This is a genomic window from Treponema sp. B152, from assembly GCF_024181665.1.
Taxonomy (GTDB): domain Bacteria; phylum Spirochaetota; class Spirochaetia; order Treponematales; family Treponemataceae; genus Treponema_B; species Treponema_B denticola.
Window position 1 is genome coordinate 565,361 of the sequence record NZ_CP058668.1, and the last position, 13,953, is coordinate 579,313.

The 13,953-nt window shown below is 39.0% G+C and carries 14 protein-coding genes; 7 read left to right on the forward strand and 7 right to left on the reverse strand.

The window, feature by feature from the left end; translation table 11 throughout:
* Positions 1 to 102: 102 nt before the first annotated feature.
* From HYB91_RS02540 to HYB91_RS02555, 4 genes are all read left to right on the forward strand, one after another.
* Positions 103 to 1,341 carry a methylaspartate ammonia-lyase gene (locus HYB91_RS02540; RefSeq protein ID WP_002675672.1) on the forward strand — a complete coding sequence of 413 codons (1,239 nt, stop codon included), beginning with the start codon at positions 103 to 105 and terminating at the stop codon, positions 1,339 to 1,341.
* A gap of 105 nt (positions 1,342 to 1,446) precedes the next feature.
* On the forward strand, positions 1,447 to 2,382 hold the full coding sequence (locus HYB91_RS02545) for an ABC transporter substrate-binding protein (protein ID WP_002675671.1): 936 nt from the start codon (positions 1,447 to 1,449) through the stop codon (positions 2,380 to 2,382).
* On the forward strand, positions 2,382 to 3,401 hold the full coding sequence (locus tag HYB91_RS02550; RefSeq protein WP_002675670.1) for a FecCD family ABC transporter permease: 1,020 nt from the start codon (positions 2,382 to 2,384) through the stop codon (positions 3,399 to 3,401). Before HYB91_RS02545 ends, HYB91_RS02550 begins: the two co-directional genes overlap by 1 nt.
* Before the next feature lie 5 nt (positions 3,402 to 3,406).
* A complete protein-coding gene (locus HYB91_RS02555) occupies positions 3,407 to 4,186 on the forward strand; it encodes an ABC transporter ATP-binding protein (RefSeq protein ID WP_002675669.1) in 780 nt (259 codons plus the stop codon).
* Here the strand turns inward: HYB91_RS02555 and HYB91_RS02560 are convergent.
* Positions 4,183 to 5,004 carry a leucine-rich repeat domain-containing protein gene (locus HYB91_RS02560; protein ID WP_002674449.1) on the reverse strand — a complete coding sequence of 274 codons (822 nt, stop codon included), beginning with the start codon at positions 5,002 to 5,004 and terminating at the stop codon, positions 4,183 to 4,185. The two genes, HYB91_RS02555 and HYB91_RS02560, sit on opposite strands and share 4 nt — an antisense overlap.
* A 280-nt stretch (positions 5,005 to 5,284) precedes the next feature.
* Between HYB91_RS02560 and HYB91_RS02565 the strand changes: the two genes are divergently transcribed.
* The 3 genes from HYB91_RS02565 to HYB91_RS02575 all read left to right on the forward strand — a co-directional run bounded on the left by HYB91_RS02565 (position 5,285) and on the right by HYB91_RS02575 (position 7,395).
* On the forward strand, positions 5,285 to 5,611 hold the full coding sequence (locus tag HYB91_RS02565) for a DUF6922 domain-containing protein (protein WP_002674450.1): 327 nt from the start codon (positions 5,285 to 5,287) through the stop codon (positions 5,609 to 5,611).
* A gap of 8 nt (positions 5,612 to 5,619) precedes the next feature.
* Positions 5,620 to 5,850 carry a nucleotidyl transferase AbiEii/AbiGii toxin family protein gene (locus HYB91_RS02570; RefSeq protein ID WP_253719604.1) on the forward strand — a complete coding sequence of 77 codons (231 nt, stop codon included), beginning with the start codon at positions 5,620 to 5,622 and terminating at the stop codon, positions 5,848 to 5,850.
* A gap of 99 nt (positions 5,851 to 5,949) precedes the next feature.
* The gene (locus HYB91_RS02575; RefSeq protein ID WP_253719605.1) at positions 5,950 to 7,395 is read left to right on the forward strand and encodes an aminoacyl-histidine dipeptidase; all 1,446 of its coding nucleotides are present in this window, start codon (positions 5,950 to 5,952) and stop codon (positions 7,393 to 7,395) included.
* A 182-nt stretch (positions 7,396 to 7,577) separates the two neighbouring features.
* Here the strand turns inward: HYB91_RS02575 and HYB91_RS02580 are convergent, their stop codons facing one another.
* From HYB91_RS02580 to HYB91_RS02605, 6 genes are all read right to left on the reverse strand, one after another.
* Positions 7,578 to 8,237, reverse strand: a complete 660-nt coding sequence (locus tag HYB91_RS02580; RefSeq protein ID WP_002691014.1) for a DUF1361 domain-containing protein — start codon at positions 8,235 to 8,237, stop codon at positions 7,578 to 7,580.
* 103 nt (positions 8,238 to 8,340) lie between these two features.
* Positions 8,341 to 9,312, reverse strand: coding sequence for a metal ABC transporter substrate-binding protein (locus HYB91_RS02585; RefSeq protein ID WP_253719606.1), 972 nt, complete (start codon positions 9,310 to 9,312; stop codon positions 8,341 to 8,343).
* Positions 9,313 to 9,405: 93 nt separating this feature from the next.
* Positions 9,406 to 9,813, reverse strand: a complete 408-nt coding sequence (locus HYB91_RS02590; RefSeq protein ID WP_253690727.1) for an acyl-CoA thioesterase — start codon at positions 9,811 to 9,813, stop codon at positions 9,406 to 9,408.
* 180 nt (positions 9,814 to 9,993) lie between these two features.
* The gene (locus HYB91_RS02595) at positions 9,994 to 10,878 is read right to left on the reverse strand and encodes a 1-acyl-sn-glycerol-3-phosphate acyltransferase (protein WP_253719607.1); all 885 of its coding nucleotides are present in this window, start codon (positions 10,876 to 10,878) and stop codon (positions 9,994 to 9,996) included.
* A gap of 19 nt (positions 10,879 to 10,897) precedes the next feature.
* Positions 10,898 to 11,932, reverse strand: a complete 1,035-nt coding sequence (locus HYB91_RS02600; protein ID WP_253719608.1) for a DUF7954 domain-containing protein — start codon at positions 11,930 to 11,932, stop codon at positions 10,898 to 10,900.
* Between the two features lie 11 nt (positions 11,933 to 11,943).
* A complete protein-coding gene (locus HYB91_RS02605; protein WP_253719664.1) occupies positions 11,944 to 13,731 on the reverse strand; it encodes a proline--tRNA ligase in 1,788 nt (595 codons plus the stop codon).
* Between the last annotated feature and the right edge of the window lie 222 nt (positions 13,732 to 13,953).

Consider the following 13,953-nt stretch of genomic DNA (forward strand, 5'->3'; position numbering starts at 1 on the left):
AAACGTCGTATATTGTATGCGGGTTTGCAAAAGCAAATCCGCTTGAAAAAACTTTTTTCGGAAACTGATGTTTCATGCAAAAAGTTTTCATAGGAGAAAAAGATGAAAATTGTTGATGTTGTTTGCGCAGAAGGCAAAACAGGTTTCTATTTTGATGACCAAAAGGCTATCAAGATGGGTGCAGGTCATGACGGATTTTTTTATACGGGAAAACCCGTAACCGAGGGCTTTACCTCAATCAGACAGGCAGGCGAAGCTATTTCCGTTATGTTTATTCTCGAAGACGGACAGGTTGCATACGGAGACTGTGCTGCCGTACAGTATTCCGGAGCAGGCGGACGCGATCCCCTCTTTTTGGCAAAGGACTTTATTCCCGTAATTGAAAAAGATATAAAGCCCCTCTTTGTAGGAAAAGAAATTACAAACTTTAGGGAAATGGCTAAGACATTTGAGGAGCACAAGGTAAACGGAAAAAGAATGCACACGGCTTTACGCTACGGCATATCTCAAGCTATTCTTGATGCCGTTGCAAAGTCCCAGCACATAACGATGGCCGAAGTTGTTGTAAAAGAATACAAAACAGGCTGCCAAATAAAGAGAATTCCGATATTTACTCAGTCAGGCGATGACCGCTACTTAAATGCCGATAAGATGATTATAAAGCAGGCTGAAGTTCTCCCCCACGGTCTTTTTAACAATGTTGAAGAAAAAACCGGTAAAAACGGCGAAAAGCTTTTAGAATATGTTAAGTGGCTTAAAAACAGGGTCGAAACTATGAGAACTTGCAAGAGCTACAATCCTATTTTCCACATTGACGTATACGGCACAATCGGAGACTTTACAAATAACGATGTTCCCAAGATGACAGCCTATCTTAAAACATTGGAAGCTGCTGCGGCTCCCTTTAAACTTAGAATCGAAGGTCCGATGGACATGGGCGACAGAGAAAAGCAGATGCAGGTGCTTGCAGCCCTCACAAAGAGCCTTGACGATAACGGCGTAAAGGTAGAGCTTGTTGCCGATGAATGGTGCAATACCCTCGAAGACATTCAGTACTTTGCCGATAACCGTGCAGGCCACATGATTCAGATTAAAACCCCCGACCTTGGCGGAATCAACAACACGATCGAAGCTATCCTTTACTGCAAAGAAAAGGGTGTAGGCGCTTATTGCGGAGGAACTTGTAACGAAACCAACCGCTCGGCTGAGGTTATCGTAAACTGTTCCGTTGCAGCCGGAGCCGCCCAGCAGCTTGCAAAACCCGGTATGGGCGTTGACGAAGGCTACATGATCATCAATAACGAGATGAACAGAATCGTTGCCTTAGCCAATAGGAAGTAAAACTTTTTTCATAGTATTGTCTTAAGTGTGTGTTTTGCTGCACACACTTAAAAACTTTTTTTGGAAGCTTAGGCTTCCTTTAAAAACTTTTTTAGGAGTAAGTTTATGAAAAGCTTGAAAAAAATTTTCTTTGTGCTGACACTGTTTTTGGCAGTAGGCACAATGGTTTTTGCTGGAGGAGCAAAAGAAGCAAGCCTTCCCTCGATTGATTTGACGATGGATAGGGCAGGTGCTCCGATTACTTTACCTGCAAAGGTGGAAAGAATTGTTTCGATGGCTCCGTCTACCACAGAAATCCTTATTGATTTGGGGGTAGCCGACAAGATTATTGCCGCCGATACCAATACTCAAAAGGATGGGCTTTTAAAACAGAATATTCCGTATTTTGATATGATGAAGCCCGATGCAGAAAAACTGATTGCCCTAAAACCGGATGTAGTTTTTATCTCAGGGATGTCAAATGCAAAAGGTAACACTCCTTTTTCTCCCTTAATTGATGCCGGTATCTGTGTTGTCAACATTCCTTCATCTTCGAGTATCGAGGCCATTTATCTTGATATTGCATACATAGCTGCCGTCGTAAAACAGGAAGGAAACGGAGCAAAAATTATTGCAAACATGAAAAAGGAAATAGAAGCTGTCCGAAAAAAGGGTGCTTCTATTGCTCAAGATAAAAAGAAAACCGTTTACTTTGAAATAGGGGCCGCTCCTTATATGTACAGCTTGGGAACAGGAACCTTTATCAATGAGATGATCGAAATTATCGGAGCTCAAAATATTCTTGCCGATCAAAAATCATGGGTATCCGTTTCGGATGAAATGGTTTTGGCTAAGGATCCTGATGTAATTTTGACCAATGTAAGCTATATACCTAATCCGATTGATGAAATAATGGCCAGATCGGGCTGGGCTTCTCTTAAAGCCGTAAAGGGCAAAAAGGTTTTCGGTATTGATAATAATTCTTCTTCAAGACCTAACCATAACATTATAAAGGCCTTAAAAGAAATGGCTAAAGCCGTCTATCCCGAAATCTATAAATAATGAAACTTCAATTCAAGCTTGCAGGCTCGATTGCAGCCTGCATCCTTGTTCTAATCTTGGGGATAGGAATAGGCTCGGTCTTTGTTCCGCCCCAAGATATTATCAAAATCATATTTTCAAAAATAGCTCAAAAAGAAATTTCATGTATTGAACCGACCTTTGTTGCAATAGTTTGGAACGTGAGGCTGCCTAGGGTTCTGGTCGCTTTTTTGGCAGGCGGTTCCCTTGCCGTAAGCGGGGCCGTAATGCAAAGCATCTTAAAGAACCCCTTGGCTTCTTCTTATACAATGGGCGTTTCATCGGGGGCTGCCTTGGGAGCGGCTCTGGTAATTTTGACAGGATTCACTCTTCCTTTAATACCCGCTTTTACTCTTCCTCTTGCCGGCACTCTTGCAGGCCTTTTTACAGTCTACGCCTCGGTTAAAGTTGCATCCTTGGTTGATAGGAATTTTGAAAACTCGACGATTATTTTAACAGGGATAGTTTTTTCTCTTTTTATAAACGGAATTATAACCGTCATAATCGCCCTTAACAGGGACGGAATGGCCCGCCTGATATTTTGGCAGATGGGAAGCTTTGCAAGTCAAAATATAAAAAACTTTAACGTGTTATTGCCTATCTGTGCTGCCGCAACCTTGATTCTTACAAGTCTTTCACATGAGATGGATTTGCTTACCTTTGGCGAGGAGCAGGCTAAAACTATGGGTGTAGATACAAAAAAAGTTAAATGGGGTCTTTTGTTTTTGGCATCGGCCCTTACCGGAACCGTAATTTCCTTTGTAGGCATAATCGGGTTTATCGATTTGATTTCTCCGCACATTGTACGCAAGCTCGTCGGTGCAAGGCATAAGATAGTGGTTCCTGTGTCCTTTTGTATAGGAGGCACTGCGATGGTTTTATGCGATATGACGGCAAGAACTATTTTATCCCCCCAAGAGCTTCCGGTGGGTGCAATCACTGCGCTTGCAGGTGCTCCGTTTTTTTGCTATGTCTATTTTAAGGGACGGAGGAGGGCTTAACTTTTATGGACTATCCTTTAATAAATGTAAAATCGGTTTATGCAGGATATTCAAAGACTCCAGTTTTAAAAGATATCTCCTTTTCGGTTTTAAAAGGAGATAGCCTTTGTGTTTTGGGTCCCAACGGCTGCGGAAAAACGACCCTCTTAAAAACTCTTGCCGGTCTTATCGGCTATTCGGGTGAAATTCTTTTAAACGGTCAAAACTTAAAAAATATCAAACGCAAGGACATAGCAAAAAAAATAGCCGTTTTAAGTCAAGTTTCTTCTATATATTTTTCATATTCCGTCTATGATACCGTTATGATGGGAAGATATGCACACAGAGAGGGCAACTCTTTTCTTTCCGTCTCAAAAAAAGACAGGGCCTATGTAGAAAAATTTTTAAGGGCGGTAGACATTTGGAATTTGCGTGAAAAGAAAATAGATGAACTTTCAGGCGGTCAGCTTCAGCGTGTTTATCTGGCCCGCACTCTTGCCCAAGAACCCGAACTTATCTTACTGGATGAACCTACAAATCATCTGGATTTAAAGGCTCAAACCGAGCTTATTCTTTTTTTAAAAGAGATTTGTAAAAAAGAAGCTAAAGCCGTCATCGGAGTCTTCCACGATATAAACCTAGCCCTTCAATTTGCAGATAAACTTATTTTTTTAAAAGACGGGATAATACAAGCCTCAGGAAAAAAAGATGAGGTTTTAAATAGAGAAATTTTACAATCCGTTTACGGGATGGATGTAGCCGAATGGATGAAAGATTCTTTTAATTTATGGCTTAGAGCTTTTTAGGCTATGGGCAAACAGTTACCTGATGAATTTAAATATTGTAAATCATTCAATTCTTCTGTGTTTAGTTCGGTAAGCATATTTGAACTGCAATCAAGGCTTTGCAAATGTAATGCTTTTGTTAAATTAAGTTTTGTTAACAAATTTTTACTGCACCACAGATGCTCCAATGCCGTTAATCCGGTTAAGTCCAGCTCTGTAAGTTTATTCTTTTCACAATTTAAGCCGGTTAAACTTTTCAAATCAGTTAAATTTAGTTTATTCAATAAATTGTTTCCGCACCAAAGGTGTTCAAGTGAAGTCAAGCCTTCAAGGTTTAAAACTTCGAGTTTATTGTTGTTACAGCCAAGCCGCTTTAAGGAAGACATTCCTGTTAAGTTTAAATCTGTAAGCAAATTTGCAGTGCACCATAAAAATTCCAAAGCCGGTAAATGGGCAACGTCCAAACTTGAAAGCCGATTATATCGGCACGCAAGTTCTTTCAAATTATTTAAACCTTCAATGTTTAATTCGGTAAGCCTATTACCGCTGCAATTAAGTTTTTCTAAGTTTTTTAGGCCCTGCACGTTTAAACTTTTAATTTGGTTTCCATAGGTATAAGGATCACCTCCGCAGTTAAATTCAATAATATTTCCTTTTAAAATTATTAGAGAAGATTTAATGTTTAAAGTTGATTCAGTCCCACTTTCAATTACTGTCTCAGTGCAACCCTCGGCTTTTACGCTCGAGCCGTCTGCCGTTTTAACATAAATCGTAATTGTTTTCTTTTCGGAATCGATTACAAAAGAAGTGCCGCCGTCAATAATAGTACTTGTTTCCATAAAGGTTCTCCTTTGCTTGAGTATAGTCAGTTGTATGTGAAATAAAAATTATTGGAATGTTTAAATAAACTGCCGGTTTGCGGTTATATATATATATATATATATATATATAGGAAGAAAGTTGTTTGTTTTTTGTTTCTAAAAATTTGACTACCGTATTTTTGATAAAACATTTTAGCCCTCACAACTTGCAAAAGTATATCATATCCTAGAATATAAAGCAAGCGGAGATTGGAAAAATGTACAAAAATATGCTATAATAAAACTTGGGAGGTATGATATGTTTTTTGCAGATTATGAAACTCACAAAAAAGAACAAATTTCTCAGTCAATTCTCTGGGAATATGATACAAAAGCTCCCGATTGGGATTGGAATATAATGTCAAAAATTGTTGTCGCCCGCGTTTTGGAATACGGCAGACCTGAGGATTATTATGCAATGTTTCAACTTTACGGCGGCTTTGAAAGGGTAAAAAATATTGTTGTACAAATTCCTCACCTTTCCCCAAAAGAATTGAATTGGTCTTGTTTACTTTTTGATTTAAAAAAGGAAGATTTTTTATGCTGCAAAAGAACACTGTCGAGAAAACTGCATTTGAATTGTTAAGAACGCTCATGCAAGACAGTCAAATGGATCAATTTTTTTTAGTTGGCGGCACTTCTATTGCATTACGACTTGGACACAGGAAAAGTATTGATTTGGACTTATTTACTCAAAATGATATAGACTTTATACATGAGCCGGTAAACTTAATAGTCGGAAAATTTAATTGGGAACATATTGAAAAGCGTTTGCATGATATGATAAAAAATCCTCAAGAAATATACACAACCTATCCCATATAAATGCGATTAAACTCATAGTCATGCCGGTTATCCTGATTGTTTTTTTTTATATTTTATAATATACTACTAGCCTATAAAATAAATAATTTGGAGGCAATAATGAATCCGTTGCAGAACACTGAACCTAAAGAAGTTTTTAAATGGTTTTACGAAATCTCTCAGGTACCGAGAGGTTCGGGAAACGAAAGAGCTATCAGCGATTTTCTTGTAAAATTTGCAAAAGATAGAAATCTTGAAGTACATCAAGATAAGGCTATGAACGTTATCATAAAGAAGCCCGGAACTGCCGGCTATGAAAAATCTCCGACAGTTATTATTCAGGGACACATGGATATGGTTTGTGAAAAGGATGCTTCCTCAAACCATGATTTTTTAAAGGATCCTATTAAATTCGTTGTAAAGGGAGAAATGCTCTATGCCGATAAGACAACCCTTGGAGGAGATGACGGTATAGCAGTCGCATACGCTCTTACCGTCCTTGACTCAAAGGATATTCCTCATCCGCCACTCGAAGTTTTAATTACGACTGAAGAGGAAACGGGGATGGGCGGAGCTATGGCTCTTACCGATGAACACCTGCAAGGAACACGCCTTTTAAATATAGATTCGGAAGAAGAAGGCGTCTTTTTGGTAAGCTGCGCAGGCGGATCCAATATTAATGTTTTTTTTGATATAAAGAAAGAGCCGGCCAAGGGAACATTCTTAAAAATCACCGTCGGAGGTCTTCTCGGAGGACATTCGGGTATCGAAATAAACAAGCAGAGAGCCAACTCAATTAAACTTTTGGGAAGAATTCTGTATAACATCAAGCAAAACGAAAAAATCAATATAGTAGAAATTTCAGGCGGTTCAAAACACAATGCCATTGCAAAGGATGCCCATGCTGTTATAGCGGTTGAAAATAAGGAAGCCGTTTTGAAGATTGTTGAAAAACTTGCTGCCGATTTTAAGGGCGAATACAGAGCTGTTGATAAACTTTTAACTGTTACGGCAAATGAAACGCAGAATTCTTCAGGCCAAATGTTTACAAAAGAGCTTACCCTAAATCTAATTGATTTTATGGCAAGTATTCCCAATGGTGTTCAATATATGAGCATGGAAATTCCCGGCCTTGTTCAAACAAGTTTAAATAACGGAGTTTTGGAAGAAATTGATGGAAGAATCAAATTTACAACCTCTGTACGAAGCAGTGTAAAGAGTGCCTTGGATGAAATTGTGGACATACTTAGAATCCAAGCCGAGCGCTGCGGGGCCGAATTCAAAAAGGTTTCGGAGTATCCCGCTTGGGAGTACAGTCCCGATTCTCCTGTACGCGATGCTGCCGTCAATGTTTACAAAAAGCTTAACAAAAAAGAACCCGTTATTACGGCAATACACGCAGGGCTTGAATGCGGTCTTTTAAAGAAAACCCTTCCTAAAGTCGATGCTGTAAGTTTCGGGCCTAATTTGTATGATGTTCATACTCCTAACGAACACATGGACATTGCCTCTGTAGAACGTGTATGGAAGTTCTTGCTGGCTTATTTGGCCGAATTAAAGAATTAAAAATAAGGTGTAAAAACTGAGGTCTAATCCGAGGCAGGCTTATTAAAAACTAAAAAGGGGCATGAAGTCATGCCCCTTATGGGAGTTGTGCTTTGAACCGCCTAAGACGGATACTCACATCTCCCTCTTAATATAATTCTAACATAATTATTGCAATTGTCAAGTAAAATAATCATAAAAACTTAATTTTTTTTCTCGCCGAAGCTCTTGTACGATATATAAAGCAGGTTAAAGAGTGTTCCCAGTAAAAGAATAAATGCCCATGTTCTTGCATGTATAAAGGGATTCTTTATCGGCAAAAAAAGGTCTGATAGAACGGAACTTAAATTCGTTACAAGATCCCATGAATTCCACCTTAAAAATCTTCCCAGATAGATGCCGAAAGCTGAAAGATATATCGCAAAAATCGAAAAAATTTGCGGATATTTTATATTAAAAAGCTTTTGAATCTTGGCTTCGATAAAATCCAAACTTACGAAGCCGTAAAAAAGGCCTGCAAAGCTGTAAGAAAACAACAGGATTAAATCATACCAGCGCATTGTTGAAGCTGCCGTTTTTAGATGGATAAAATCTGTTACAATATAAAGAGCATTGGGAAAAAACAGAAGCCAGATAGTCATAAAAATAATAAAAATTATTTTGTTATTGTTTTTTGATAGGTATAGCGTTGAAGAGATAAGCCATGGCACAAAGGCCAAAAATAAGTTCCAGACCAAAAAAAGTAAAAAATAGTTTTCTGCTATAAAAATTCTACATACCGATAAAAAAATACAGAAAAAAGACAAAAACATCAAGGCAAAGGTACTTTTAATTCGGAATATATTTTTAAAGTAATGTCTCATTTATTCTCCAACAGAAAGAGCTGGCTCCCATAAAATAAAGAGCTGGCTCCCATAAAAAAAGAGCCGGGCGGTCTTTAAAAAAACAAAAGACCGCCCGTTCCTTTTATTTTAAATTTTCATATATGCGCATTAAATTTGTTTTCATGCGTTCAAGATAGCTTTTGTTATCTTCAGGGCTTTCGATTGTGTAAATTTTTTCAACCTTGGCTCCAAGCTCTGTTGCAAGTGTTTTTGAAACAAGGGGGCTTGCCGCTTCTTCCGTAAAGATAACCCTTACATTGTGCTCTCTGCAATATTCGACAAGTTTTGCAAGTTCTTTCGGATTCGGTTCGTTTTCATTAAAGATATCGGTTACGGAATTTTGCTTCAAGTCAAAATCTCTGCAAAGATATCCGAAGGCTGCGTGTCCCGTTACAAAGTGCTTGTTTTTTACTTTAGAAAATTTCTCGATATATTCTTTTAAAAGTTCGTCAAGCTCGGCAATGTATTTACTTGCATTTTCTTTATAGCTTTTTGAATTTGCAGGGTCAGCCGTAGTCAGAGCATTTTCAATATTTTTAACCATAATTTTTGCAGAAGAGAGGCTGAGCCATGTATGAGGATCGAATTCTCCGTGATGGCAATGTTCATGCCCCTTACCGTGTTTGTGCTGTCCGGCACAGGCTTCGCAGTCGCAGTCTTCTCCATGTTCATCATGATTGTGATGACCGGCCTTGATTGCTTCAATTCCGCTGCTAGCCTCGACCATAATCAGCTTTTTGTTGTTGACCGCTTTTACGGCTTCATCAAGCCAAAACTCCATACCCAGACCGTTATAGATTAAAATATCGGCCTTCGATAAAAAAGCAAGGTCTTTAGCTTTGGGTTCAAAGTCGTGAGCTTCCATTCCCGGCGGGATGATAACCGAAATATTAACCTTATCCCCTGCAACTGCCTGAGTCAACTCTTTCATTGCATCGAAGGTAACGGCAACATTTTTTTTGCCGTTATCGGGAATTTCCTTTGCTCCCATCGCAAAGAGATTTACCGATGAAAGAAGAGCAATAAATAAACATGTTTTTAAAATAGATTTCATATAAACTCCAAAATTCCATATTTTTTTAAGACGGAATAGAATATAATACAGTGGCGAAATTAAGTCAATAAAAAATAAGCTAAAATTAACTTTTTATGGCTGAAGCTCGGGCTCCAGCCCCGAAACCAAGTATTTTTCGGGTATTTTAACGGGCCGTCCCGTACTGTCCACACAGGCCCAGGTTACCTTTGCTTCAGCACAGACTTTACCTTCTTCATTTTTTATAACCTGCAAAAAGGTTCCGGAAACCTTACCCAAATCTATGTGAGTAACCTCAATGGCCAGTTTATCGTAAAGTTTGGCAGAGTGTTTGTATTTAATATCTATGTGGGATACATAGAGCATGTAGCCTTCTTCAATCATCCCTACATAATCAAAACCTATTTTTTTTAAAAACTGCATTCTGGCATGTTCCAGATAGTTTAGGTAAACCGAGTTGTTTACATGATTATAAGCGTCAAGCTCGTAGCTTCGAACTTCAACATAAAACGTATGCGTCACAATCTTCCCCTATAAAAACTTTTTGCAGCAAATATCAATTTGCGAAAAAAGTTTTTTCACGCAGTTTGTTTACAAACTGCATACAATAATGCGATGTTTGCCTGAAAGGCAAACTCGGCAGATAAACAGTGAGGCTGAATTTCTGCCGAACTGTTTATCACACCTCCTATAAAAACTTTTCTATTTTAGCCGTCCGATTTCGTTTGCTTCGTGCATCTTTTCAAGGTCTGCCATTACCTGATCGACTACGGCCTGCTTTTTATCTATGCCTGTAAGGTCTCCATGTTCTGCCTTTATTTTTTCTCTATATTCTTCACAGTTTATGACGGGGCTTGCATCAAAGATGAGTCTATCCTTCCAGACAGTATCCTCGGTCATATCTCCCGAATCCGAAATACGCAGGCAGTTTCCGTTGCTTGAAACCAAGAGCATTATATCGGACATTTTAATATAGGAATCTATTTCTTTTACACCTTTTTTTGTTTCGGGTTTTCCGGGGCGGTATCGGGTTCCTGCAGGATATACAAGAATTACCCGGCCTTCTTCTTTTGCTTTTTCAAGTGCCCGCATTGAAGCAAGGTTTATCATCTTGCTCCGTTTTAATTCTTCTGCCAAAACTTCAGGGTCTTTAATCGATTTGATGGAACGGCTGGGATAGATATAAATGCGGTCATATGCACTTGCGAAGGCTGCAACGTAGGGATTGTCTTCTCCCAGTTTTAGCCCGGCCATTGCGATGCACTTTTCTGCAAGCTCCGTTCCTTTAGTACCGGTTTTTTTCATTAAATTTATAAAGGCCGGATAATCCATATTGCTGTAGTGCTCCGCAAGTATTATGCCTTTTTTTCCCTTATTTACCTCATCTAAAAATTCTTTCAAGTGTTCCGGGTGTCTGAATTCTGAATTTTCAAGGGCGAGATCGTCTACCATATCATCAAGAATTTTAGACAGGGCGGGATTTCCCTTTTGTAATACATTTTCGGGCGTAACAGCCTGGTTTTTCATCGTGTGTTTTGCAATTTCAGGTAAAATGTCTTTTACATATTCCATTAAAGTTTGCTGCATTTTGCACCTCCATAAATTTTTAAAATAAGCCGTCAAAATAGTCTTTGTATTTTTGATACGAAGATTTATCGACGGTCAAGCTTACTACAGTATATTTTGAATTTTCTCTTTTTATTACCAATTTAATATCGTGTTTGATGCTCTTTGTTTCAAGATCATAGACGCTGTTTATGATTTTAAATTTTTGTTTTGTTCCTTTTATATCCGTATTTTTTGCAAGAATTTTGGATGCCTTGCCCGAAGACGAAAAGTATTTTATTAAAAAATCTTCTTCTTTACCTTTGATGTCCGGCCTTGTCTTTAGATCTATTGTGTTTACATTTAAAAAAGCTTCATTTCCCATAAGAAAGGTATTGTCTGCTATCTGCTTCCATTGGCTGTCCAACGAAAGTTTAACTCCGTCAACGGTTTTTGTTTCTTTTTTTGCCTTGGAGTTTAAAGCGAATTTGGACTCAAGCGGTTTAGCATCTTCGAGAGGTTTAAAATCAAAAAAAGTTTTTTCGTCCTTGATTTTTCCCATTTCGACCAACTCAAAGGCTTTTTCCTTATTGGAATCTAAAATTTCTTTTACATGAAAGAGGGGAATATAGGATTGGAATTTTACCTCGCTTTCCCCTCCGAATTGTTCTTCATCTACCGTTTTGGAACCGGTTTTTATTACAAGGCTTTCAGTTAATTTTTGAGACTTCCACGCGTAGAGTTTTGGAAGCATTTCCATAAGATAGTTTACCGCATAGGTGTAGGCCGGATCGGTGTTAATACCCGAAATATTGTTTTGGCCTGTAATTACGAATTCTCCGTCTAAAATTTCCCCGCTAAATAGAACTTTTGCAACAGTTCTTCCGTTTGAAGTGTATACAAAACTGCCTATCGTATTATCGTTGTAATATAAAAAGCCGGCCCATGTCGGTTCTTTCCACGAAAGGTCCTGATAGATAAGGTAATCTCCCGATTCCGTTCCCTCCCATGCCGATTTTTCTTCGGCTATGAGCTTAAAACCTTCTGCCGTGAAGAGAAAAAAAAGTAGAAAACCAAAACTTAAAATTTTTTTCATTTAAAAATCCTCTAGTTTAATTTTGCAAGTTCTTCTTTTACGGTTTTTTCAACTAAGTCTACAACCTTTTCTTTATCGACCAAGCTGCTTTCTACCGCCTTTCTAAGCTTAAATTCGATATTGGGAAGATTTTTTTCGCCGACTACAAGCCTTATCGGAATGCCTATAAGGTCCATATCCTTAAACTTAACGCCTGTCCTTTCTTTTCGGTCATCTAAGAGGGCTTCAATTCCTCTTTTTTTGCATTCTTCGTAGAGGCGGTCGGCTTCCTTTTGCATTTCTCCCTCGTATTTTATGGGAACTATAGCAACTTGGAAGGGGGCGATACTCATTGGCCAGATTATTCCGTCTTCATCATGGTGTTCTTCGACAATTGAAGCTGTAAGCCGATCAAGACCTATGCCGTAGCAGCCCATGGAAGGGTGCTGTTGTTTTCCGTTTTCGTCGAGATAGGTCATATTCATTGCCTTTGTATATTTATATCCCAGCTTAAAGATGTGTCCGAGTTCGTTTCCCTTTTTGGTGTAAAGGGCGGTACCGCAAACGGCGCACTTATCTCCGGCCCTTACCGTGCGGAGGTCAAAGACATGGGCGGGGGTAAAATCCCTTGAAGGCTCCACATGGAGGAGGTGTTTGTCCTTTTTTAAGGCTCCGGTTACCGCATCGTGCATGAGCATAACGCTTTCATCTGCAATGACCGGAATATTTTTTAAGCCTACAGGTCCTGCAAAACCGACTACCGTTCCTGTAGCTTCTTCGACTTCGGCATCGCTTGCAAGGATTGCGTCCGAGGCTTTAAGGGAGGATTTTAACTTGGCTTCGTTTACTTCCAAGTCTCCCCTTATGCAGACGGCAATTAAAACTGTTTTATCTTCGTTTTTTGCAGTTTTTTTACCCTTTTCAGCATTGCCTAATATCTCGGAATTTTCTATGCGGTAAATCAAGGTTTTTATAAAAGAAGAACTTTCAGTCTTTAAAAAGGCTGTAAGGTCTTCTATTGTTTTTACATTGGGAGTGTCAATTTCTTCTATAGATAAGGCTGAACCTTGTGCCGCACTGCCGTTTCCTTGTTCCTTATCGGGTGCGCAGGCTGCCTTTTCTTCGTTCGCTGCATAACCGCAAGATGGGCAGAGAAGGAGGGTGTCGTCCCCAACCGAAGACTCTACCATAAACTCCTGAGAACCGCTTCCTCCCATAGCACCTGAGTCGGCTTTTACTCCTATTACCGTAAGGCCGCAGCGCTTAAAAATCTTTATATAGGCCTTTTCAAAACTTAGATAGGCTTCGTCTAAACTTTTATCGTTTGTATGGAAAGAGTAAGCGTCCTTCATCGTAAATTCGCGGGTTCTCATAAGCCCGTATCGCGGCCGGATTTCATCCCGGTATTTTGTGTTAATCTGATAGGTTAAGAGCGGGTAGTTTTTATAGGAGGATAATTCGTTTTTTAAAAGGGCTGTAAAGGCTTCTTCAGCAGTGGGGCTTACAACCAATTCTTGGTTTAAGCGGTTTTTAATACGCAAAAGTTCAGGGCCCATCGAGTCCCATCTTCCCGATTCCTGCCAAATTTCCCCCGGAACAATTACGGGAGGCTTAAATTCGAGACAGCCTATAGCATCCATTTCTTCTCTGATAATTTTTTCTACCTTTCTAAAGGCTTTTAAGCCGAGGGGCAAATAGGCAAAAAGCCCGTTAGCCAAATTTCTTATCATTCCTGCCCGCAAAAGCAGCTTATGACTTTCAACAACAGCCTCATTCGGGATTTCTCGTAAGGTAGGCATATACATCTGCGTCATCTTCATAATTATTTCTCCAATAAAATGGATAAACAGTGAGGCAGAATTTCTGCCGAGCTGTTTATCGAAACTCCAATAAAAACTTTTTAAGGCATTTATTGTACCCATTTTGCTTAAAAAAATCTATAGGCCGGATTTTTTTAAACTGCACATTAAAAAGCTCGAACTCTAGCATAAAATACAAAAAAGTGATATACTCTGTTGCTTATGGGCCTTGTTTTTGTTTAG